The sequence below is a fragment of the Acinetobacter variabilis genome (assembly GCF_000369625.1).
Lineage (GTDB): Bacteria > Pseudomonadota > Gammaproteobacteria > Pseudomonadales > Moraxellaceae > Acinetobacter > Acinetobacter variabilis.
On the sequence record NZ_KB850113.1, the window covers coordinates 620,311 to 643,472 of the forward strand.

Sequence of the window (23,162 nt, forward strand, 5' to 3'; positions counted from 1 at the left end):
GACCAAATAAATAAGGAAATAAGATGCAACTGACTTTAGTGCGACATGGCGAAGCCGCGCCACCAGTGAATGGGAATGATACCAAGCGTCCCCTAACGGAGCGCGGGCATCAACAGGCGGAACAGACAGCGCAGTATTTAAGGGACATCATTAAACCGGAGGTGTTTGTGGTCAGTCCTTTATTGCGTGCGCAGGAAACTCTGGCGCATTTACAGCACTATTTTAAAGATGTACCCGTGGTGATCTGTAATACCATCAAGCCTGATGATGATGCCAAAGTTGCAGTTGAATGGTTATCGCAGTTGCCGTATGAGTCCATTGCGGTGGTTTGTCATATGAATGTAGTGGCGCATATTGCCTCCATTCTCGTGACTGAGTCTTTCCACCCATTTCATTTGTCAGAAGCACGTATTTATGATCAGGCCGTGATTGCACCAGGCTTATCAACACAAGTTAAAAGCTTTATTCCAACAGTATAAAAAACCAATTAAAACGGTAGAACACAATCGATGTTGTATTTATGGATGCCGGAAGCCAATGGGGTTTGGCAATGGTCAAAGGGGGAATTCTGGAACACTGCTGCGACACTCGAGCAGCTGATTCAGGATATTCAGGCCTATCATGGTGAAGAGGCGACGGTCTTTTTTCCAAGTCGTCATGTGCAGATTTTGCAGCAGACTTTGCCAAAGAGCCAATATAAAAAAATGGGCAATGATGGCATCAAATATCTGTTAGAAGAATATGTAGTACTGCCTGTCGATACCATGAAAGTGCTGCATCATTTTCAGCAGCCTGATCAGATTAGTATTCTGGGGATTGCAAATTCTACAGTTGAAACTTTGCAGCATGCCCTGAATTTGATTCCTGTTAAAGTCGCTGCGTTATTGCCAGACTTTCTGGTTTTGCCAGTGCCTGAACATGCGCAGCAGCGCGTTATTGCACAAATCAGTGGGCATCTGCTGGTACGTGAAGCTGAATATATCGGACAGTCAGTGGATGATTTGAGCCTTTATCTGGATTTTCAGCCCAAAGATCTGGAATATCAGGTCAGCAATCTCAGCCCTGAACAAATGAGTAGTCTGGAAGCTGTGGCAACACGTGAACAATTAAACTCGTTCGAATATACGTTGCCAATGCTAAAAAAACCGAAACAGCATCCATTTAATATCCTGCCAAAGGGTAAATCGGATCATACTGTTTCTGGTTACTGGAAAGCCTGTGCGACGGTTTTTCTTGGGATTCTGGTATTGCAGTTCACTTACGATGCGGTGCGCTGGTACCAATATAAAAAAGTCGCCAATACCACTGCGATGCAGGCTATTGACCAGTTTAAATACTGGTTCGGACAAAATTATCCGGTCACTGAGCAGAATATTAAAAGCCAGTTCGAAGCTCAGCTTCGTCAAAGCCAGACCGCAGACACTCAGGCCTTACAGCTCATCAGCCGAGTCGGGCCGGTACTAATGCAAAACCAGATTGTGGCACAGCGCGTCAATTATGACCCGTCAGGATTGAGTCTACAATTACAGTCCAATTCATCTGAAAGTTTAAATACTTTAACCAAGCAACTAGGGCAGCAGGGCTTTAAAGTGGAATTGGGGAATATACAGGCGAATGGAACAGGCGTCGTAGGACTGGTGAAAATACAATAATGAAAGCCATTGAAACCTTACAGAACCGTATGGATCTGCAAATCGAAAAACTGACCGATTATCTGGATCGTTTGTCAGCACGTGAACGCATTCTGGTGATCTTTACAACGATCTTTGTGTTGGTGACCGCTGTTGCAAGTGCACTCTGGGCGATGCATCAGGCAGCAGATACCCAGCAGAAACGTTTAAATGATCTAAAAGATACGCTGGTCTGGATGCAAAGCAATGCGGTTACCATGAAGCCGGCAGGAGACTTGCAATTAGATGCAGCAGAAAAAGTGCAACGCATTGCCCAGCAACAAGGGCTGTCGATTGCATCACAGCAAATGGATGGAAAAATTCAGTTGATGCTGTCTCACGAAAATTATTCTGTGCTGGCCAACTTCCTGACGCAGCTGGCACAAATGGGGCTAAGTATCGAGAAAATGGAACTAAATAATGAAGCAGGGCAGATTAAATTAACAGCGACTGTGCAATAACTGGTAAAAATAAAGATTTGCAAAGCATGGTTTTTTTGTCAGCCTATGCCTATAATATGCCGACTTAAAAAGCAGTAGACTTTTCTAGATATGTTGTATTCTCTAGCCCGCCCTTTGTTGTTTTCTTTAGCACCAGAGCGTGCACATGAGCTGACACTATCACTATTAAAATCATCCCATAAAATGGGCATGATGCGTCAAAATGTTGCTGTGAAACCTGTGACCTGTATGGGAATCGAATTTCCTAATCCGGTCGGTCTTGCAGCAGGGTTAGATAAAAATGGTGCCTATATTGATGCCTTGGCCAGTCAAGGCTTTGGTTTTATTGAAATTGGTACCATTACTCCACGCCCGCAACCTGGTAATCCTCATCCACGTTTATTCCGTCTTCCGAAAGCCAAAGCGATTATTAACCGTATGGGCTTTAATAATGATGGCGTGGATAAGTTGATTGAAAACGTTAAAGCTGCAAAATTTAAAGGTGTACTGGGAATCAATATCGGTAAAAACGCTGATACTCCGGTAGAAAAAGCAGTAGATGATTACCTTATTTGTTTAGAAAAAGTCTATAATTATGCTTCCTATATCACCGTTAATATTTCTTCTCCAAATACCAAGAACCTGCGCAGTTTACAAAGTGGCGATGCACTGACTGAATTGCTGGAAACGCTGAAGAATCGTCAGCTGGAACTGGCTCAGGAACATCAGCATTACGTTCCTCTGGTATTAAAAGTTGCACCGGATCTTGAAGCTGAAGATATTGCCTTTATTGCCAAGCAGTTATTGCAATACAAGATTGATGGTCTGATCGTGACCAATACCACATTGTCACGTGAAGGTGTGGAAGGTCTGGAGCATGCAGAAGAAGCGGGCGGTTTATCAGGCGCGCCAGTCTTTGAGAAAAGCACGGCATGTCTGGCTGCATTTGCAGAGGAATTAAAGGGACAAATTCCATTGATTGGTGTGGGTGGTATTCTTTCAGGTGCGGATGCGCTGGCCAAGAAAAAAGCTGGTGCAAGCCTTGTACAAGTCTATAGTGGCCTCATATATACTGGGCCGGAACTGGTTAAAGACTGTGTAGCCGCGCTTTAAGTCCTATGAATGCCATTGATATCTTTCTACTGATTATCTTGCTCATTGGAGGGCTCAACGGTTTGCGCCAAGGATTTATCAAAGCCTTTGCGAACTTAGTGGGATGGATTTTTGCCTTGATTATTGCGGCGAAATATTCAACACTACTTGCGCCCTCAATGGTTGCTCTCAGTACAGATCCAGTGGTACAGAAGATTGCAGCCTTTGCCTTTATTGTTCTGATGATTGTGGTACTCACCTGGATTGTCACCTTTCTGCTCAACCGCATTTTAAAAACCCTGAAACTTGGTCCGCTGAATCGTCTTGCGGGGGGTGTTTTCGGCAGCCTGAAAGGTTTGCTGATTGTCCTGATTACCATGCAGGGCATTGGTCCGTGGGTCGAAAGTTCACCGCACTGGAAGCAGTCTAAATTTATACAGGTCTTATTGCCATATGCGCCTTGGGCAACAGAGCTCTCCAAAGAAGCCGCAAATGGCGCCCTGCAACATATCAAGTCTGAAGGGGCACAGAAACCTTCAGATTCCTCATCTGAACCGGCATCCAAGGCCAAGAGTTCAGATGCGTCAACGAATAATCCTTTTTATTAATCCTAGCTTGTCTGCGAGGTTGCTATGTGTGGAGTAGTTGGTATAGCTGGTAAATCACCTGTTAACCAAATGTTGTTTGATGCATTAACGATGTTACAACATCGTGGACAAGATGCAGCTGGGATTGTGACCTGTCAGGAAGGCCGTCTGTTCCTGCGTAAAGATGTCGGTATGGTCCGTGATGTATTCCATACCCGTCATATGCGTGCTTTACAGGGTAATTATGGTATTGGTCATGTGCGTTACCCAACGGCAGGTACTTCAAGCAGTGCCGAAGCGCAACCATTCTACGTAAACTCACCTTATGGGATTACGCTGGCACATAACGGTAACCTGACCAATGCTGAAGAAATTCATGATGACCTGTTTAAAACTGACCTGCGTCACATGAATACTGATTCAGATTCAGAAGTGCTACTAAACGTACTGGCGCACGAATTACAAAAACGTGGCAAGCTGGTACCAACATCTGAAGATATTTTCCAGGCTGTAACGCGTGTACATGAGCGTTGTAAAGGTGGTTATGCCGTTGTTGCGATGATTACTGGCCAAGGTTTGGTAGGTTTTCGTGATCCAAATGGTATCCGTCCATTGATTTACGGTTCGCGCGAAACAGAAAATGGTATGGAATATATCATTGCTTCTGAATCTGTAGCGATTACTGCGCTAGGCTTCAAGGTTGAGCGTGATATCGAACCGGGTGAAGCGGTTTTCATTGATTCTGACGGTAACTTCTTTACCCAGCAATGTGCAGCAAATCCAGAATACCGTCCATGTATTTTTGAATATGTGTACTTTGCCCGTCCAGATGCAACCATTGATGGGATCTCTGTGTATAAAGCCCGTCTGAAAATGGGTGAGAAGCTGGCACAAAAAATTCTGCGCGAGTGGGGCGATGAGCACGACATCGACGTGGTGATTCCAATTCCGGATACTTCACGTACTTCTGCACTTGAACTGGCTAATATGCTGGGCGTGAAATTCCGTGAAGGTTTCATGAAAAACCGTTATATCGGCCGTACCTTCATCATGCCAGGTCAGCAACTGCGTAAAAAATCAGTACGTCAAAAACTGAACCCGGTTGAGCTCGAGTTCCAGGGCAAAAACGTTCTACTAGTCGATGACTCGATTGTGCGTGGTACGACTTGTAATGAAATTATTCAGATGGCACGTGATGCGGGTGCGAAAAAAGTATTCTTCGCTTCTGCGGCACCTATGGTGAAATATCCAAACGTATACGGTATTGATATGCCGGCGAAATCTGAACTGATCGCTTCTGAACGTAGTGTAGAAGAAATCCGTGAAATTATTGGTGCTGACCGTCTGATTTTCCAGGATCTGGAAGACCTGAAAGATGCAGTACGTACCAAAAAGGTTCCTCATTTGCGTGAATTTGACTGTTCTGTATTTGATGGTGTGTATGTCGCAGGTGGAATCAATGCTGAATACCTCGATCAATTAGAGCAAAAACGCAGTGATGGCGCCAAAAAAGTCGACAATTTTATTGATGTGAATATTGATGCAGCATCAGTTGATCTGACCGGTGTACGCGAAGTCTAAGCAATTAAAATCATGATGAAAAAGCGGGAATTTCCCGCTTTTTTGTTTTATGATGAGCCCAAGGAAAGACCAGATCAGTTAGGGTGGTAGATTGAAAAGCGTAGGATATGCTTTGGTCAAAAACAAGAATATGCTATTGCTAGCCAGCTTTTGTCTGATTGCGATACTATTAACAGTTCTGATTATCAATACAGTGGTTGGCCTGTTTGTTTTCTATGCTGATCCTGGCCAGTCGATATGGTGGCATGTCCTTAGTCCTTATCTGGTAGCACTGGTTTTATTCTTGATGATTATTTCGGTCATCTATGAATTTTATACGTTTCGTGCCGGCGGCTATTCTTTAGCCCAGCAAATGGGCGCGCGTCGACTGAACCAAATGGAAAGTATTCCGGAAGAAAGTGCTGCACTACGGATCAATACTCAACTGGCAGATACGTTCCTGATTGAACCGCCAGCTATGTATGTCCTGCCGAATGAAGTGGGGGTCAATGCATTAACAGCGGGTTTTAGTCCACGTGATACTGCTATTATTCTGACTTGGGGTGCATTACAAACTCTTGATGAAATTGAACTTTACGGCTTGCTCAGTCATGAATTTAACAAGATTCTATCTGGTGAAACAGCTGAAAATACCCGCCTGAAAATTCTATATAGCAGTCTGACCACTTTTAGCCAGTGGGGCAGCAAGATTGCGAAGTTGGGGTTTTATCGAAATGATGTACCTCGCGAAAACAAGTTTGAAACCTTCTATGTCTCAATCGGAGCAGTCATCTGGTTGATTGGCAGCTTGGGTATTTTGATTACACGTTTTATTAAATATATTTCATTGGGCGGACGTACCTATAAAAATGACCAGAAAACCCGACGCCTGATTCAGAATGATGCCAATATTCAGACTTTATTGCGCATTCATGTACATCATTCAGGTTCACAGATTTACAGTGAATATGCCGAATCCATTTCACATATGTGTTTTGCCAATTCTCTAAGTCCACAGAACTGGTTGAATATTCATCCGAATATTAATCAGCGTATTTATGAATTAAATCCTGCCTTGATTCAGGATCTGCAGCTTGAAAATCTGAAGAAATTAAAAAACCAGCCTTTGTTTAGTCTGTTTCGTTCACTCGAAGATGTCGTGCCTGAAAGCACAGCAGTCTGGGAATCCCCACAACCTTTGCCTTTGTTACGCTTGTCTCCAATTAGCTTCGCCATTAAAGATGCCATCAAGCCATTAAATCCGGAGCTGCGTGCCAATATGCCGCGTCCGGAGCTGATTGAACGTGCTTTGCAAACTTCGACCGGTTCACGTGAAGTGATGGTCGCAATTTTGATGATCCGGCAATATCGTGAATTTATTCCGACCGAGGCAGAGGTCAGTCGTGCGATTATTGATTCATTATTAAATCTGGATGGACGGGTACATATCTCGATTTTCCAGCAAGCCTGTAAAAATATTGGTGGAATGCCTACCACAGTTGCACGGCAGTTTTTAATGAAGCTGGCAAGGATTATTCAGGAAGATGGTGAAATTGGTTTGCTGGATGCCTTATTGCTAGAGCGGGTGAAGTATGAGCTGAATTTACTGCCGATGCATACGCCGACGTCTTTAGATGAGGTCAAACCACAGATTGTACGTCTGATTGATGCCTTGCTGCATGTGCAGCAGATTAATAGCGATAATCAACTGGAGGTTCGGGAAAAGATTTTAAACCGTATTCTTAGTCCACGAGAACTTGAGCTGTATAGTGAAATCTCAGATGAGCCGATTGATTTGGCCGAGATTTTAAATGATATTGCAGGATTGTTATTACGTGATCGTTTGAGCATGTTGGGTATTGCAGAAGTTTGCCTGTGGAGTGACCGGATCATGACTCAGGATGAGCTGGATGTGATGGAACTTCTGTACTGGCGCTTGGGCTTTGAATCCAATGAAATTACCTCGCAAATGCTCAAGAAAAACAGTTTGATGATTATCTAATATTTTTAAATTAAGAAGATGTATTTAAGTCCAGTTTTTCAAGAACTGATCTATAAAAGAACTTGCAGTAGAAAAAAAGTAATCTTATAAATTGATTTCTATTCTAAGTTAAAATGATTCAAGATAGAGAGTGAAAAACTGGAAATAGTTCGGCAAAGAAAAGCGAATCCCGTTAAAATGTTCGACCTGAAATAGGTGATGAAGAAAAGATGATTGGGCATCAGCGTGACATACTGGCAACATTAGGAATAGATATCTGGATTCCCAAGGGCGACGTATGTCAGCAGCATCAGGTTTCGATCTGGCGTGATCAGATTCCAGCAGAATTGCATAGCGAAATCATCCTGCCACAACCGACTCAGATTGCTCCGGTAGCAAAAGCTCCTTTAATTGCGCCTGAGCCTGTTACAGTTGAAGCAAAAGCTGAAGCTAAAAGTGAAGCGCCAGTAGTTGTTGCAACAATTCAGGAACAGCGGGAAATTCTGCATATTCCGCCATTCAACTTACAAGCTTTAAGCTTGGAACATTGCACGATTGTCATCGATGCCACAGAAATGACCGGGCAAACCCAGCTTTTATGGACCAACATCCAGCGTGCTCTGCAAAGTGAATTTTATGAACTGAACTGGCCATTTTCTTGGGTGAATCTGCAAGATGGTCGAGGTGTTGAATCTTATATTCAAGGTTTTCTGGACATGATGAGCCTGGGAAAAAATATCATTTCCCTTGGCTCTATTCCGCATGTGACACATAATAAAATGATTCAACTGGCATCTTTACAGGAAATGCTGGATCAGCCAATACATAAAAAACGCTTATGGCAGTTTATGCAAAACAGGCCAGAGAACTCAGATTAATATTGATGTGGAATAGGGACATATGAAACAAAAAGTGATTGTATTCAGCCAGATTGATAAGGATGTCCAAAAAAAACTCGAACAAAATTTTAATGTAGTGACCTTACAGCCGAAACTGGGCAATGTGCATGAGCAGTTGCTGGAACATGTGCGCGATGCCGATGGCATGATTGGGGCAGGCCGACTGCTCAATCGCAATAATCTGGCACCAGCAACCCGACTTAAAATCATTTCTAGTGTCAGTGTCGGGTATGACAACTATGAAGTTGATTATCTGAATGAAAAAAATATCTATCTGACCAATACCCCCCATGTCCTGACTGAAACCACGGCAGAGCTGGGATTTGCGCTATTAATGGCAGCTGCACGCAAAGTGGCTTATCTGGATCACTGGACCAAGCAGGGACAATGGCACCGTACAACACGTGAAGCACAGTTTGGTGTGGATATTTTCGGAAAAACGCTGGGAATAATCGGGCTAGGGCATATTGGGGCAGCAGTTGCACGCCGTGGATTTTACGGTTTCAATATGAATATCCTGTACCATAATCGCAATGAAAAACCGGAATTGGCTCAAGGCCTCAATGCACAGTATTGCTCTCTGAATGAACTTTTGCAGCGCTCAGATTTCGTGGTGGTTACCGTGGATTTAAATTCTGAATCAAGAGCTCTGATTGGAGCAGAACAACTGGCACAAATGCAGCCACATGCGGTGCTGGTGAATATCTCCCGTGGGTCTGTGATTGATGAGCAGGCTTTGATCGAAGCCTTAAAAGCCAACCAAATCTTTGCTGCGGGGCTGGACGTTTATGAGAAAGAACCTTTAAAAGAATCAGAATTATTTGAGCTGGATAATGTTATTACCTTGCCTCATGTCGGTTCGGCCACAGTGGCAACACGTCGAAAAATGGCTGAGCTGGCTTATCAGAATCTGGTCGATGCACTTGAAGGGCGGGTGCCACGCTATGTGGTGAATCCGCAAGTGATTGGTTCATCTAAGTAATATTAAATAACATTTTCCTGCATCTATGCTCATTTTTCGATGCTATATTCGAGACAGGTTGAAACTGAATTTTAGAGATTTTTCATTGAAACGTTTGGTATTGGCGTGCGGGTTAAGTCTGTGTGCAGCAGCAGGACATAGTGATAATGATTATTTTAATCAGCCTGCTGCACAATTTTCTGTACCGGATATTGGTGCGGGCGTCGGATTGATCGACCAGCAAAAAGAACAAATGATTGGTGAAAAGGTCTATCGTCAAGTCCAGAAACAAATGCCTGTGATTCAGAATCCATGGCTTGAAGATCAGTTACTTTCCATATTTTCCCAAATTCTCAGTCAGACCAAATTACAGCAACCGATCGGTTTAATGGTAATCAATGATCCGCAAATTAATGCCTTTGCGGTACCTGGTGGGTTATTTGCCCTGAATGCGGGTTTGATTAATTCTGCTCGAAATACGGATGAAGTGGCAGGGGTGATGGCACATGAAATTGCACATGTCACACAACGTCATTACAGTCGTTCGCAAGAAACCTTTAAAGGACAAGGACTGTTGGCCCTGGCAGGGATTCTGGTGGGTGCATTAGTGGCTTCACAGGCAGATGGTGATGCAGGTGCAGCAGTGATGATGGGTTCTCAGGCAGCTCTACTGGATCAGCAATTAACTTATAGCCGTAATCAGGAACGTGAGGCGGACCGGATCGGCATGCAATATATGTATGCTGCCGGATACAGTCCGCACAGTATGGCGGATTTCTTTGAAGTGATGCATCGTTCCACTAGCCGTTTAAGCTTTATGCCTGATTTCTGGCTGACGCATCCTCTAACTACTGAGCGTATGAGTGAAGCACGTTTGCGCGCCAATCAGCTGCCTGCGGTTAAGCGTAATTTAAATGATCAGGATTTTGAAATCATTAAATGGTATACACGGGTACTGTCACGTCAGACTACTGAACAACAGCTCAACTTAATGGTGCAACGTAATGATTTTCCTGGTCAGCTCGCTTTAACGGCTTATCAGCTTCAACAGGGAGATTTTCAGGCGGCACAAACCGCACTGGATCAAGCCAAAAAGCACAATAAAATGCATCCTTTGCAGGTGTTATTTCAGACTGATATTTATCTGGGGCAAAATCAGCTGGATAATGCGCTAAAAAGCATTAGTTCAGCCGCACGAATCATGCCGGAAAACCGTGCTTTAAATTATAAATATGCCGAAACCCTGATTCGTGCCAAACAACCTGATCAAGCCAGATCCATTGTACAGCGCTTTTTAAATAGCAGTACCCGTGATGTTAGTGGCTGGAGATTAATGCAACTGGCAGCGAATGCAGCACCTGATTCATCAATAAAAGCCGCCAACGTCTTGCGTTATCGTGCCGAAGTAGAGTACTGGTCAGGCTATGAAGAAACTGCGATTAAATCCTTAATACATGCTCAACGCATCAGCAAAAATAATCAATCTCTGTCAGCAACCATTGGTCAACGTTTAAAACAGATGCAGCAAACGCGACAGTTTAAAATTTAAGTCTATTTTTCTAATGATTTTTAGCTTCAGTAGATATAGCCGAAGTTTACTAAATCACGCTACAATCCGGACAAAGCTAAGTTGTCTATTTTAATTATTTTATGAAAAAAATATTATTGGGTTTATGGATATTGGGGTGTGGCGGAAATATATTGGCGGCTAGTGCGGCAGAATACGTGCAGTCCGTTGAGCAGATTAACGCTGATTATCAAAAAGAATCACGCCAGTTTTTAAAAGGTTTAAATCCACAGCAGCAGGGTTTTAGCGCATCACAGAATCAGCAGTTTTGTGCGATTGTGCAGCGTTATGTGGATTGCTTATATAAAGCGGCAGACCAGAACCGAGCTTATCTGGATCGTCAGTATCAAAATGTAGGCAAGCAGGATGTCATACTGCAGGTAAAATCTTCAAAAGAGATGCAGTTGCTGAAACGTTATAATGTAGACTGTAATTTACAGTAAGAATAAATAAGAAAATGCTGAGAACTGTCCGGAATGGAGGCAGTTCAACGCAGATTTAGATTTGAAATAGAATGGTGAAATTAAGCAAGTTTTGCTTTAATTTTTGCTGAAACTTGTGCAGGATCGGCGCGCCCGGCTATGAGCGGACGCAGAGAATTCATCACCTTACCCATATCTTTCATGCTAGTAGCTTGTTGCGCTTCAATTGTTTGCGCAATCAGGGAATCAAGTTCTTCCTCAGTCATAGCTTCTGGTAGAAATTGAGAGAGAACCTCAACTTCGGCTTGTTCCTTACTAGCTAAATCATCTCGACCAGCGCCTTCAAAGGCTTTGATCGATTCTTTACGTTGTTTAATTTGCTTTTCAATGACCGCAAGAACTTGAGCGTCGTCAAGTTCTTTACGCTCATCGACTTCGATTTGCTTAATTGCTGCTTGCAGACTACGAATGACCGTCAACTTTGACATATCTTTGGCACGCATGGTGGCTTTCAATACGTCAGTAATCTGGTTTTTTAAAGTAGTCATTATTTATTCCAAGCAGTCAATCACAAATTAATCTTAGTAAAGGCGAGTAGTACGTACTGATTCACGTGCCAATTTCTTTTGGTAGCGTTTAACAGCAGCAGCTTTTTTACGTTTACGTTCTTGAGTTGGTTTTTCGTAGAATTCACGTTTACGAACGTCAGCAAGAACACCCGCTTTTTCGCATGAACGTTTGAAACGACGGATAGCTACGTCTACTGGTTCGCCTTCTTTCAATTTAACTTGTGGCATGAAGAATCCTCATTAAGTTATGGATAAGATCAGGGCCGAATTGCCCTCGATCACAAGTGAAGGTCAGTATTTTACTCATTTACATCTCATATCACAAGTCTATAATAGTTGCTGCAATATATTTGATACAGGTTATAGGCAGTTTAATGATCGTTTTAGGCTTGGAAACGTCGTGTGATGAAACAGGACTTGCGCTGTATGACAGCGAGTTAGGTTTGCGCGGACAGGTGCTGTACAGCCAGATTAAACTGCATGCTGAATATGGCGGCGTCGTACCAGAACTGGCTTCGCGTGACCATGTGCGTAAACTCATTCCTTTACTGAATGAACTGCTTGAACAAAGTGGCATCAAAAAATCAGAAATTGATGCGGTGGCTTATACCCGTGGTCCGGGCCTGATGGGCGCATTAATGACGGGCGCACTGTTTGGTCGGACTTTGGCCTTTGCCTTAAATAAACCGGCGATTGGTGTGCATCATATGGAAGGTCATATGCTGGCACCATTACTTTCTAAAACGCCACCGAAATTTCCATTTGTGGCATTACTGGTGTCTGGTGGGCATTCACAGCTCATGGCTGCTTATGGTATTGGGCAGTATGAATTACTCGGTGAATCGATTGATGATGCGGCGGGTGAAGCATTTGACAAAGTTGCGAAGATGATGGGTTTGCCATATCCAGGTGGCCCGAATATTTCCAGACTGGCTGAGCAGGGCAATCCGAATGCATTTGCTTTCCCACGTCCAATGCTGTATCAAGGCCTAGAGTTTTCATTTAGTGGTTTAAAAACTGCAGTTTCTGTTCAAATGAAGAAACTCGGTGAAGAAAGACATGATGCTGATATCGCTGCGAGCTTCCAAGAAGCTATTGTCGATACTTTAGTGAAAAAATCAGTGAAGGCATTGAAACAGACTGGCTTAAAACGTCTGGTCATTGCAGGTGGTGTAAGTGCCAACAAGCGTTTACGTGAACGTCTGGAAGCTGATTTGGCGAAAATCAAAGCCACCGTGTACTATGCAGAACCTGCATTGTGTACCGATAATGGTGCGATGATTGCCTTCGCGGGTTATCAACGTTTGAAAGCCGGACAGCAAGATGGTTTGGCTGTGACCACAACCCCACGTTGGCCAATGACAGAATTGACGAATCCGACAGAGGCATAGATTTCTGGCTTGAAGAAAAGAGACTTAGGCCTCTTTTTTTATTGTGAATTTTTAAATGAAAACTTATAGCAACGGTATGTTGTAAATATATAGTTTTATGGCTGGATTTAGAGCTCGTATATTCTATTGAAACCGGAAAAATAGTTTAATAGCTTAAGTTTATATCACGCATATTTTTACAGGTTCGCAGCAGAGGCAATCTCGGATGGAAATTATAAATTTCAAAAGTTTTCAGGATGCTGGAGAGGCGGTGTTAAAGTTTTTGCATCAGCATTTTGGCTTTAATTTATGGATGATCACCCGGGTAGAAGGCCAAGACTGGATTGTGCTGCAAAGTGAAGATCATGGTTATGATATACGACCCGGTCAAGTGTTTCAGTGGGCTGATTCTTTTTGTTCTCATATGGTCGCAGGTAAGGCCCCGAGAATTGCCCCCCGCTCTGAAGAAATTCCTTTATACGCCACAGCGCCGATTAATCAGCAGGTCTATATAAAATCTTATATTGGTCAGCCACTCCTTAAAGAAGATGGCAGTTTGTTTGGAACACTCTGTGCGATTGATCCAGAAACCAAATCGGAAGCTATTTTGCAAGATATGCAACTGATCGAGTTATTGGGACAATTGCTCAGTTCGATCTTGCAGGCAGAATTGCGTCAGAGTGAGCAGATAAGACAGCATGAATTATTGCAGGAAGAAGCCAGTAAAGATGAATTGACCGGGCTCTATAATCGCCGGGCCTGGGAAAAACTGCTGCGAGCTGAAGAAGAGCGTTGCAAGCAATATGGTCATCCCGCCGCTGTATTATTTATTGACCTGAATGACCTAAAAAAGGTGAATGATAGTTTGGGTCATGATGAAGGTGATAAGCTGATTCAAAACGCGGCTCAAGTATTACGAGATAATGTACGGATCAACGATATTGTTGCCCGTTTAGGTGGCGATGAGTTTGTGATTCTTAGCGTGGAAAATGATGAAACGAGTACTGAAAGTTTAGTGGATCGTTTAATTAATGCCTTTGCAGCAGCAAACATTGGCGCAGCGATTGGTATGGCGATGCGTCATCCTGGTCATGGTTTATTTGCAGCGCTCGCACAAGCGGATCAGAACATGTTTGAGTATAAGCGTCGGAAAAAATCCAGTGAATCGAGCAATCTAAAATAATTCACGCTTTAAATCTTCTATAAGTGATTAAGCATCTCATATCATGAAAATGATTATTTTCTATGCTCTAAAGTCATCCTATCTTTCAATATTCTCTTTCATCGCCATGTATGAAAGTTGAACATGATTCTCCATAAAAAGAAAATTCAATCCATCTTTAACTTAACCATTACAAATTTTATAAGCTTTGTTGCAAAGTTAATCGATCTAATTAAATGCGCTTTAAGTGTGTTGAAAAGTGACTCTGGTAAGGAACAAGATTCAAATAAGCACTTCATTTCTTATGATAATTGTTGTTTTAAATATAAATTAAAATTACAGAGTTAATCCTTAGTTTATTAAAAGATAAAGCACGATCAGAGTGTAAGAAATACTGTCCAGAAAAAATATCATCGACAGGTAGTGGGTTTGTATTGTGCAGTTTTAATACGCCCATATTTCATTCTCATTGAATAAAAATGCAAAGAAATTCTAGGGAATAAAATTTTATGAAAAAGCAGATGTCATTCTTTGGGCTGGTATTGGTTTCAGGCTTGCTTACCGCATGTGGTGGCAGTGGAGGTAGCTCAGACAATTCTACAGTGACCACACCGCCAAATGTTCCAGAGGAGAGTATTTCTCCTGAACTTTCAGAAGAATTTATTCCTTTTGAGGATCGCGATATCATTGAGAAAATCCGCGACAAAATTAACAATAGCGCCAGTAATGATACGGACTATAACGTTGCGTTAGGTCATATGATTGGTGAGGTTTTTGCGGATTATCCTTATGGACGCACGAGCCGTATTATCAAGATTTATAATTTGGGTGTGAACAGCATCAAATATCCGAATCTGATCTGTTCTGAAGTGAATACCAATGGTGCAGTGAAAACTTTTAAATTAAAAACCGATAAAAATAACTGTATTGTTCTGGATAAAACCTATCGCAAAGATTCAACCATTACCCAGACGGTCAACGGTGATACTACGACCTTGACCTTTAGCAATGTACGTTATGGTTCCAATGTTGATTTTAATCTAAAAGATGATTATCTGATTTCAGGTACGATTGTTCATACCAAAAGCAAAAACAATTTGGGTGCATTGGAAAGCTATAAAATTGACTGTCTGGAATTTCAGCGTGTAGCGGAAGACAAGAATGTGGGTAAATCTGACGCCGAGTATGATGAGCTGAGCAAGGAATACTTACTGGTACGTAATTATAACTATAGCCTTGTAGATGACTATGGTAGTGGCAGTAATGGTATTCGTACCTTAACCAGCAGCGGCAGCATTATTGGTCAGCCAAATCTGGCGGATTACCGTTATAGTTTTGATTTTAATACGACTACATCATTCAAGATGAACGAAACGGTGTTAAATAATTATAAGCATCTGCCGAAAGAGGGCGTGCTTAAAATTACTGACAGTTATGATCAGGTGATTGAGGTCAAACAGAATCAGCCTGAATCCTTAAAAGCGACTGTCTATTTCAATGGCAGTGAGCTGGATGATCTGTTGTGGTCTACGATTATTGGCAATAAAAAATAAGAACTAACCTTATAAAAAAAGCTCCATTAAGGAGCTTTTTTTATTTGGGGAAAAATTTACAGAGAATTTAACTGCTGCGAACCAATCCAGTGTTTAGAGAACTGATAGGCTGCACGGCCTGAGCGTTGGCCACGCGCCTGACACCAGCGCAATGCTTCAGCACGGGCTTCAACTGTCATTTGCATATCTGCCTTTTTCAAATAATGCTCAACGATTTCCAGATACAGGTTTTGATCCATTGGGTAGAACGACAGCCATAAACCAAAACGATCCGACAAGGAAATTTTCTCTTCAATGGCTTCCTGTGGATGTAACTCTGTATATTGCGGTACATCTACTTTGGTCACCGGGGTATTTTCATGCATGAATTCCGGTAATAGATGACGACGGTTACTAGTCGCATAGATCACAAAATTACTGGAACCGGACTGTAATGAGCCATCTAAAACACTTTTTAGACTGCGATAGTTTTCATCTTCCGCATTGAAGGCCAAGTCATCACAATAGACAATAAACTTTTCCGGACGACCGGCGATCAGTTGCTGAATTTGTGGAAGATCTGACAAATCATCACGTTCAATTTCAATCAAACGTAGACCCTGATCTGCATATTCAGTCAACAAGGCACGCACGATCGAAGATTTGCCTGTACCGCGAGAGCCAGTGAGTAAGACATCATTGGCAGGTAATCCTTTTAGAAACTGCAAAGTATTCTGAATGACTTTTTCTTTTTGTCGCTCAATGCCTTTTAAATCTGCCAGTTCAATCTGTTTAAGCTGGTGAATGGGTTTGAGTTCTCCAGCCTGCCATTTATAGGCATAAGCAGAAAAATCAGGACTTTGTTTTAATTCAGGCAGGCTTTGCTGGAGCTGGAGAAGAACAGTAGAAAGAGCATTTAAGATATTGTCAGGTAAATCAATTTTCGCCATGATTTGAGCAGTACATTTACAATTATGGCTAGAATACTATCACTGTAAAATTCACAGTCAAAGTCTGGAAAGTGTGATAATTTGCCTAAAGTGGTGAATTTTCGTTATTGTAGTACAAAGAAAATAGATGCCTGTTTTTTTGTTCATGGCTGCAGGATGTCTGAAAATTACAATATAGATAGGGAAGAGGGCAGATGCTGTTTAAAGATTTTACTCAGGATATCAATCCACATCAGGCCTATCGTATTAAAAAGCTGAAGCAGCAATTGCAGCAGGCTGAAACTTACGAAGAATGGAAATATATTGCCTTAAAGATCGACGAAGAATCTGGGGCACAAGAATGGAAATTGGATAATAGTTCACCGTATTTTGATGCCGAAGTGATTGCGCATCGACTGGGGAAATTAAGACGTTACCGTCAGCAGAAACGCACTCGCGACCTGATGTATATCCTGCGTGAAGGGTTGAGTTACGATATTGCCAATATCGCCCATCCTTTATTGTTTACCGTCACTTATGTCGGCACTAAAAAAATTATTGAGGATTATGTAGAAGAAGTCAGTCTGGGCTTGGCTTATATTGCTTCTGCACAATGTACCTGTCTGACTCTTGAAGAAAAAATTGAATATTTTGAGCACTGCCAACGTGCTTATGGTCAGCCAGCTTTAATGTTCTCGGGCGGTGCAACACTCGGCTTTTTTCATACCGGTGTATGTAAGGCGCTAATGGAACAGGATCTGTTACCTCGAGTGATGTCGGGTTCTAGTGCTGGTGCAATTATGACCGCTATGTTGGGCGTCTCCAAACCCGCACAATATGTGGATATTTTAAAAGGTCATAACTTTTTCCATGAAGCATTCCATTTCCGTACCATGAGTGAATTACTGAAGGGTAATGGTGGTCTGGCGGATGTTAAATACCTGAAAAAATTCCTGATCGAAAACTTGGGAGATATGACCTTTGAAGAAGCATTAAAAACTTCGGGTCTACATATTAATATTGCGGTCGCACCTTATGATGCAGCGCAGGATGCCCGGATCATGAATGCCTATACCTCTCCAGATGTACTGGTCTGGAGTGCGGTGCTGGCATCTTGTGCTGTGCCAATTTTGTTCCCGCCGGTACGTCTCACCAGTAAACGCCACGATGGGCAATATACGCCTTATATGGGCGCAACATGCTGGGTAGATGGCAGTGTTCGTAGCGATTTCCCGCAGGAGAAAATGGCGCGGCTGTACAATATCAATTACACCATTGCCAGTCAGGCCAATCCACACATTGTGCCTTTTATGCAGGATGATATTTCACGCTTCCGTAAAGGGACATTAAGCTGGCCGAAACGCATTGTACGCCGTCAGAGTGTGGTATTTACCAAAGGGATTATGGATTTTGCCCGTGAGCATGCGGGAAGTTTGCCGCCAGTCCGCCGTTTGCTGGATCATGGTTATGGCGTGGTGGATCAGCGTTACTATGGCGATGTGAATATTGTGGGTAAATATAGCCTGCGTCATTATAGCTATATGCTGCAAAATCCTCGTCCGCATTTATTCAAGGTGTTGCAGCGTGAAGGTGAGCGGGCGACCTGGCCAAAAATCTCTCTGATCGAAACTCAGGAGCGGGTAGGTAAAACTATTCAGCATTGTCTGGAACTGCTAAATTACCAGCATGCTCCAGATGCCAAGCAGGAATATATTGTTACTTAACCCCGCCAAACTGCATCAGCTTGATTTTCAGCTTAAGACCAAAGCCCGAAGTCTGGGTTTTGGTCGCCGTCTTTATTATCTAGAATTTAATCCTGAGACCGGGTCAGCATTGTGGTTAAAAACCCAGAATCTGGATTCAACGGCTATTTCTCACTATGCCCAGACTGGCTTAAGTCATGAATTGGATTTTTATGAAGCTTATGGTGAGCAAGAAGGGCGGACTTTCATGCTTCCGCATCAAACTATTCGAAAGCCGTTTCAGATTGGAGATGAATCTTTCAAACTGGCTTTGATCCTGCCTGATGCACCAGCACATTTTGAGGTATGCCCTAAGCTGTTTTCAATTCAAGAAGTCCGTCAGCATATACTACGGGCATTAGAAACGTTGATAAGCTTACAAGAACTCGGGTATCTGCATGCTGATCTCAAACGAGAGCATTTTGTCATTTATCAGAATCGGGTTTGTTTGATTGATTTTGAGCAGGTGCAGCCCCTCAACACTACCAGCCAAGCAATGAACGCAACGCCTCGTTATATGGCGCCCGAATTGTTCCAAGGGCAAGCCAAGTCGCTACAGAGCGAAGTTTATGCGCTGGGTATCATTTTTTATGAGTGGCTTACAGGGCAACGTTTAGAAGCGACAGATTATCAAGATTGGGCATTATTGCATTGTCAGCATTTTAAACCTGAGCTCCCTGCACAATATCAAGCTTTGCAAAGCCTGCTACAAAATATGCTTCGAAAGCACTCACAGGATAGATTGTCTGATTTCAAAGCCGTAAAACAGGCCTTACTTACTGAAATTGCATGAGAAAAATACAATAAATTGGATATTGTTTTTTATTTAATCAAACGAGTGGTTTTTTCTTAAAAAGAGCTTGTCAGGTGAAATTGATCCCTATAGTATACACAGCCATCGGGGACGTGGCGAAATTGGTAGACGCACTGGATTTAGGTTCCAGCGCCGCAAGGTGTGAGAGTTCGAGTCTCTCCGTCCCCACCAATTTACTTAAGAGATTGAGTAAAATGGCCGAGTAGAGGATTGGTGTAATGGTAGCATGACGGTCTCCAAAACCGTTCGTCAAGGTTCGAATCCTTGATCCTCTGCCAAAGTTTGAAAAAAAGTCCAACACAAAGTTGGTACCCTGATGGGGACGTGGCGAAATTGGTAGACGCACTGGATTTAGGTTCCAGCGCCGCGAGGTGTGAGAGTTCGAGTCTCTCCGTCCCCACCATCAAAAGAGACAAGGTTGATGCCTTGTTTTTTTTTGCCTGGAATTTAAGGCTGAGCCATCTTTTAATCTCATTTTCATTATTCGCTTACTTTCGATGAGTAGATTTTAAATACTCAAACTAAGTATCAGTGAGGGTGAGAAGAGGGAAGTCCTTTAAAATATTCAATCAATTGGCTGATCTAAACACTATTAAAATTAATATTCAGCACTCTTTCAAATAACTTGATTTTTTAAATCGGAGAAATGAAATTAAGCGGTTTTATTAAAAATAAGCCAGTATTTAATCATCAAAGAATTAACTGATTAATTTTTGATATAAAAACACCGAGTTGATCATAGAATCGCTTGTCAAGCAGATGCGATCGCTATAATATACACAGCCACGGGGATATGGCGGAATTGGTAGACGCACTGTGTTCAGGTCGCAGCGCCTTCTGGGCGTGAGAGTTCGAGTCTCTCTATCCCCACCATATATGAAGAAACAAGGTTAATGCCTTGTTTTTTTTTGACTGAAATTTAGTGCGACATTTTTATTGGCTCGGCTTTTTATTCTTTGTATTGGATTAATTTATTGTTTAAACAACATGCTTGATCAAGATAAGTGAGGTTCTAGAGGTCTGTGATCTGCTGGGATTGAACTAGAGAGGCTTAGAGATCAAGTTCAAAGCAGTAGCAAAGAAACCTCATAAGGCCGAGTTTTCTTGTTAAATCTTATAAAAAATAAAAAAATTGCATTAACTGTTTAATTTATAGCGGAATAGGCAGTGATTGCTTGTAAAATCACTTGTCAATGACCTGCTATCTCTATAATATACACAGCCATCGGGGACGTGGCGAAATTGGTAGACGCACTGGATTTAGGTTCCAGCGCCGCGAGGTGTGAGAGTTCGAGTCTCTCCGTCCCCACCATCAAAAGAGACAAGGTTGATGCCTTGTTTTTTTTTGCCTGAAATTTTATAAACGAAAAAAAGCCCATCGAAATGGGCTGATTATAGGAATAATAGAATTTTACTCAAATAAAAGGGTAAATCATGAGTGCATTGATTAATTAAATTTAAGCTTTCAGATGATCTTCAAACTCCTCACCCAGCTGCATGGCCAATGCATTACCTGAAAGATCGCAGGTCACCAGACCATATTCTTTTTTAAAACTGAAACTAAAACCACGATTGTCTGCCAGGGTGCGAACCGAATACCCCAATTTTTCTAACCAAAGTCTAAATGCGAGAACGTTTTTTGCTTTGACCACTTTTTTCACGAGATAACTCCTTCATCAGTTAAATCATAGATAAGGGTGAGAATTTTCGTTTTAAAGGGCAAATACCCTTATTTAAATTAATTTAATTGAATTTGCGGATTTAATGAACAAGATAATATAGACAAAATATAAGGTTTTTAATCTAAGTCTATGTTTTTTATTATTTTCAAGATGTTGTAACTAAATATTTTAATTTTAAGCCTAAATAATTTTTTGAATAGTTATTAATATTCAAATATTTAAATCAATAATTGTTTATATATTATTCATTTTAAATTAGGAATTAGCGTGGTTTGAAGTTTTAGAGTTTGAATAAGGCTGAAAAATATACAATCCAGTAAAGTTTCCGAGTATTCAGGTCATGGTGTTAGGCTCAGCCCTTTATACTGTCATGGATATAATTTAAATAAGATTGATGATGACTGAATTAAATATTGAACAGTACGTCAAACAGCAAATTGAACTTATGCAGCAACAAGGGCAGGAGCCGGTTGCTGTGATGCTGGGTCATGAAGACTGGCTGGATTTTTCGGTACAGTCCAAGGTGGCGTATACGCCATTCGGTAGTGCGCGTCGTTATCAACCTGCTTTGGGTGGATTATTGCTGGTCAGGATTGATGAAATGAATGCGGTACGAGTGGTCACCCAGCAGGAACTGGATGACTATGCTCAGAAGCATCAGCTGCTCTAAGCAGCTATAGTTTAAAACGAGTCTTTCATCACGCGTAAACGTTGAAACTCTTCGACACTGTCTGCGCGTAAAAAAGGATTGGTTTCCAGTTCTGCTGCAATAGTACTGGGTAAGGTGCATTGTCCAAGCATGCGCATACGCTCAACCTGTTCGAAACGTTCCAGAATTGCTGGATTATCCGGTTCTACATGTTTGGCAAACTGTGCATTCGACAAGGTGTATTCATGCGTGCAATAAACCTGGGTACGTGGCGGTAGGGCAGCCAGGCGAGCCAGAGAGTGGTACATCTGCTGATAAGTACCTTCAAATACCCGTCCACAGCCCATGGCAAACAGGGTGTCGCCACAGAACAGCACATCAATAGCATCCAGGAAATACACGATATGGCCTAGGGTATGCCCCGGTACGGCGATAATCTGTACCTCAACACCATGAAAACTGAACTGGTCGTTATGTTCAAGTGGATGGTTAATAAACGGAATTTTTTCCAGCTCAGCTTTTGGGCCATATACCGGTAATGATTGCTTTTGAATTAAATCTGGAACACCAGCGATATGGTCTTTATGCCAGTGGGTGAGCCAGATCTGACTCAGCTCAAGCCCATGTTCGGCGCAGTAATTCTGAACTAACGCAGCTTCAGTGGGGTCAATGACCGCGACCTGATGCGTCGGTGTATGTTCAAGTAACCAGATATAATTTTGTAATGAGTTTTTAACATCAATACAGTGGATTTTAAACGGCATCATAAGACATCAGACCAAACAGATATTATGGATAAAGTAGCATAAATTCAGGCAGTCTGACTGTGGTCAAAGCTGCCTGTTTACAAGAATTTTTTATATGATTTGTTTAAAAAGATCAGTCATTTATTCTGCATCTTTGACTGTGACGGCTTCGCCAATGGTATAGAAGTGGCCACCGGCGACATGATGAATACTTTTCCATTCTTCGCTGACTTCATGATAGTACCAGTGCCCATTACGGAACACCCGATCATCGGCATAAGCCGCAATGACCTTACCAATAAACAGGTCATGGGTCTGCTGGTTATGTGGCTCGGAAATCAGCTCACATAAAATCCAGGCGGCACAACCTTCTACAACTGGGATCTCTTGATCTGCGAATTTGAATAACTGCACACCGGACTGCTCCAGTTTGTCTGGGTCATTGTACAGACTCAATGTTCCCAGGCTATAGACCATTTCCAGCTGTTTGAGGGTGGGAATCTGCAGTGCAAAGTTGCCAGAATTTTCAATTATTTTTCGGGTCTTGGTGCTTTTATCCAGCACTACGGTGACTTTTGCTGGACTGAATTCGAGTGCACATGCCCAGGCAGCGGTCATGACATCAGTGTCTTGCCCATCATTGGCAGACACCAGTACTGTTGGGCCGTGCGTAATCAGGCGATAGGCTTTTTCTAAAGGTACAGTTTGAATATGTGAATTGTTCATAAAGAACCTTAATGAGTGAAAAGGGAGAAAAATAAATCATCTGATCCACAGCATATAAAATT

23 protein-coding genes and 5 tRNA genes are annotated in these 23,162 nt (G+C 42.3%); 22 read left to right on the forward strand and 6 right to left on the reverse strand.

Annotated elements, in window-relative coordinates:
- Positions 1-23 precede the first annotated feature (23 nt).
- The 11 genes from F897_RS08605 (at position 24) to F897_RS08655 (ending at position 11,200) form a co-directional block, all read left to right on the forward strand.
- On the forward strand, positions 24-479 hold the full coding sequence (locus F897_RS08605; protein WP_005235080.1) for a SixA phosphatase family protein: 456 nt from the start codon (positions 24-26) through the stop codon (positions 477-479).
- Between the two features lie 30 nt (positions 480-509).
- Positions 510-1,652, forward strand: coding sequence for a type II secretion system protein GspL (gene gspL / locus F897_RS08610; RefSeq protein WP_005235082.1), 1,143 nt, complete (start codon positions 510-512; stop codon positions 1,650-1,652).
- On the forward strand, positions 1,652-2,131 hold the full coding sequence (gene gspM, locus F897_RS08615) for a type II secretion system protein GspM (protein ID WP_005235083.1): 480 nt from the start codon (positions 1,652-1,654) through the stop codon (positions 2,129-2,131). Before gspL ends, gspM begins: the two co-directional genes overlap by 1 nt.
- Positions 2,132-2,221: 90 nt before the next feature.
- Positions 2,222-3,223, forward strand: coding sequence for a quinone-dependent dihydroorotate dehydrogenase (locus F897_RS08620; RefSeq protein WP_005235085.1), 1,002 nt, complete (start codon positions 2,222-2,224; stop codon positions 3,221-3,223).
- 5 nt (positions 3,224-3,228) lie between these two features.
- A complete protein-coding gene (locus F897_RS08625) occupies positions 3,229-3,810 on the forward strand; it encodes a CvpA family protein (protein ID WP_005235088.1) in 582 nt (193 codons plus the stop codon).
- A gap of 24 nt (positions 3,811-3,834) precedes the next feature.
- Entirely contained in the window at positions 3,835-5,370 is a 1,536-nt protein-coding gene (purF, locus tag F897_RS08630; RefSeq protein ID WP_005235090.1) for an amidophosphoribosyltransferase, read from the forward strand.
- A 91-nt stretch (positions 5,371-5,461) separates the two neighbouring features.
- Positions 5,462-7,351: a M48 family metalloprotease gene (locus F897_RS08635; protein ID WP_034169988.1), complete on the forward strand. Its 1,890-nt coding sequence runs from the start codon at positions 5,462-5,464 to the stop codon at positions 7,349-7,351.
- 209 nt (positions 7,352-7,560) lie between these two features.
- Positions 7,561-8,208: a hypothetical protein gene (locus F897_RS08640; protein WP_005235092.1), complete on the forward strand. Its 648-nt coding sequence runs from the start codon at positions 7,561-7,563 to the stop codon at positions 8,206-8,208.
- A 22-nt stretch (positions 8,209-8,230) separates the two neighbouring features.
- Positions 8,231-9,211 carry a 2-hydroxyacid dehydrogenase gene (locus F897_RS08645; protein ID WP_005235094.1) on the forward strand — a complete coding sequence of 327 codons (981 nt, stop codon included), beginning with the start codon at positions 8,231-8,233 and terminating at the stop codon, positions 9,209-9,211.
- Between the two features lie 85 nt (positions 9,212-9,296).
- Positions 9,297-10,739 (forward strand): M48 family metalloprotease, encoded by a 1,443-nt coding sequence (locus F897_RS08650; RefSeq protein WP_034580903.1) that lies wholly within the window; start codon positions 9,297-9,299, stop codon positions 10,737-10,739.
- 101 nt (positions 10,740-10,840) lie between these two features.
- Positions 10,841-11,200: a hypothetical protein gene (locus F897_RS08655; RefSeq protein WP_034580905.1), complete on the forward strand. Its 360-nt coding sequence runs from the start codon at positions 10,841-10,843 to the stop codon at positions 11,198-11,200.
- Positions 11,201-11,280: 80 nt separating this feature from the next.
- On the opposite strand, the gene F897_RS08660 is transcribed toward F897_RS08655, so the two are convergent.
- Both F897_RS08660 and rpsU read right to left on the reverse strand, forming a co-directional pair.
- Positions 11,281-11,727: a GatB/YqeY domain-containing protein gene (locus tag F897_RS08660; RefSeq protein WP_005235099.1), complete on the reverse strand. Its 447-nt coding sequence runs from the start codon at positions 11,725-11,727 to the stop codon at positions 11,281-11,283.
- A 33-nt stretch (positions 11,728-11,760) separates the two neighbouring features.
- Positions 11,761-11,976: a 30S ribosomal protein S21 gene (rpsU, locus tag F897_RS08665; protein WP_001136722.1), complete on the reverse strand. Its 216-nt coding sequence runs from the start codon at positions 11,974-11,976 to the stop codon at positions 11,761-11,763.
- A gap of 146 nt (positions 11,977-12,122) precedes the next feature.
- On the opposite strand from rpsU, the gene tsaD reads away from it, so the two are divergent.
- The 3 genes from tsaD (at position 12,123) to F897_RS08685 (ending at position 15,833) form a co-directional block, all read left to right on the forward strand.
- Positions 12,123-13,139 (forward strand): tRNA (adenosine(37)-N6)-threonylcarbamoyltransferase complex transferase subunit TsaD, encoded by a 1,017-nt coding sequence (gene tsaD, locus F897_RS08670; RefSeq protein ID WP_005235100.1) that lies wholly within the window; start codon positions 12,123-12,125, stop codon positions 13,137-13,139.
- 205 nt (positions 13,140-13,344) lie between these two features.
- Positions 13,345-14,301: a sensor domain-containing diguanylate cyclase gene (locus F897_RS08675; protein ID WP_005235101.1), complete on the forward strand. Its 957-nt coding sequence runs from the start codon at positions 13,345-13,347 to the stop codon at positions 14,299-14,301.
- 488 nt (positions 14,302-14,789) lie between these two features.
- On the forward strand, positions 14,790-15,833 hold the full coding sequence (locus F897_RS08685) for a hypothetical protein (protein ID WP_005235103.1): 1,044 nt from the start codon (positions 14,790-14,792) through the stop codon (positions 15,831-15,833).
- 56 nt (positions 15,834-15,889) lie between these two features.
- On the opposite strand, the gene F897_RS08690 is transcribed toward F897_RS08685, so the two are convergent.
- Positions 15,890-16,762 (reverse strand): ATP-binding protein, encoded by an 873-nt coding sequence (locus tag F897_RS08690; RefSeq protein WP_005235104.1) that lies wholly within the window; start codon positions 16,760-16,762, stop codon positions 15,890-15,892.
- A 194-nt stretch (positions 16,763-16,956) separates the two neighbouring features.
- Between F897_RS08690 and F897_RS08695 the strand changes: the two genes are divergently transcribed.
- The 7 genes from F897_RS08695 to F897_RS08725 all read left to right on the forward strand — a co-directional run bounded on the left by F897_RS08695 (position 16,957) and on the right by F897_RS08725 (position 20,609).
- A complete protein-coding gene (locus F897_RS08695; protein ID WP_005235109.1) occupies positions 16,957-18,465 on the forward strand; it encodes a DUF3336 domain-containing protein in 1,509 nt (502 codons plus the stop codon).
- Positions 18,437-19,276 carry a protein kinase domain-containing protein gene (locus tag F897_RS08700; RefSeq protein WP_171065449.1) on the forward strand — a complete coding sequence of 280 codons (840 nt, stop codon included), beginning with the start codon at positions 18,437-18,439 and terminating at the stop codon, positions 19,274-19,276. The genes F897_RS08695 and F897_RS08700 overlap by 29 nt, the downstream gene beginning before the upstream one ends.
- 107 nt (positions 19,277-19,383) lie before the next feature.
- Positions 19,384-19,468: transfer RNA gene (locus tag F897_RS08705), tRNA-Leu, on the forward strand.
- 33 nt (positions 19,469-19,501) lie between these two features.
- Positions 19,502-19,575 (forward strand) — tRNA-Trp (locus tag F897_RS08710).
- A gap of 40 nt (positions 19,576-19,615) precedes the next feature.
- A tRNA-Leu gene (locus F897_RS08715) sits at positions 19,616-19,700 on the forward strand.
- A 384-nt stretch (positions 19,701-20,084) separates the two neighbouring features.
- Positions 20,085-20,170, forward strand: a tRNA-Leu gene (locus tag F897_RS08720).
- A 354-nt stretch (positions 20,171-20,524) separates the two neighbouring features.
- A tRNA-Leu gene (locus F897_RS08725) sits at positions 20,525-20,609 on the forward strand.
- Between the two features lie 145 nt (positions 20,610-20,754).
- Here the strand turns inward: F897_RS08725 and F897_RS08730 are convergent.
- Positions 20,755-20,958 (reverse strand): hypothetical protein, encoded by a 204-nt coding sequence (locus F897_RS08730; protein ID WP_004786362.1) that lies wholly within the window; start codon positions 20,956-20,958, stop codon positions 20,755-20,757.
- A gap of 418 nt (positions 20,959-21,376) precedes the next feature.
- Here F897_RS08730 and F897_RS08735 point away from each other — a divergent pair, with 418 nt between their 5' ends.
- Positions 21,377-21,649: a hypothetical protein gene (locus F897_RS08735; RefSeq protein ID WP_004786360.1), complete on the forward strand. Its 273-nt coding sequence runs from the start codon at positions 21,377-21,379 to the stop codon at positions 21,647-21,649.
- Between the two features lie 11 nt (positions 21,650-21,660).
- On the opposite strand, the gene gloB is transcribed toward F897_RS08735, so the two are convergent.
- Together gloB and F897_RS08745 are read right to left on the reverse strand one after the other, a co-directional pair.
- The gene (gloB, locus tag F897_RS08740) at positions 21,661-22,395 is read right to left on the reverse strand and encodes a hydroxyacylglutathione hydrolase (RefSeq protein ID WP_005235113.1); all 735 of its coding nucleotides are present in this window, start codon (positions 22,393-22,395) and stop codon (positions 21,661-21,663) included.
- 120 nt (positions 22,396-22,515) lie between these two features.
- The gene (locus tag F897_RS08745) at positions 22,516-23,100 is read right to left on the reverse strand and encodes a flavin reductase family protein (protein ID WP_005235115.1); all 585 of its coding nucleotides are present in this window, start codon (positions 23,098-23,100) and stop codon (positions 22,516-22,518) included.
- Positions 23,101-23,162: the final 62 nt, after the last annotated feature.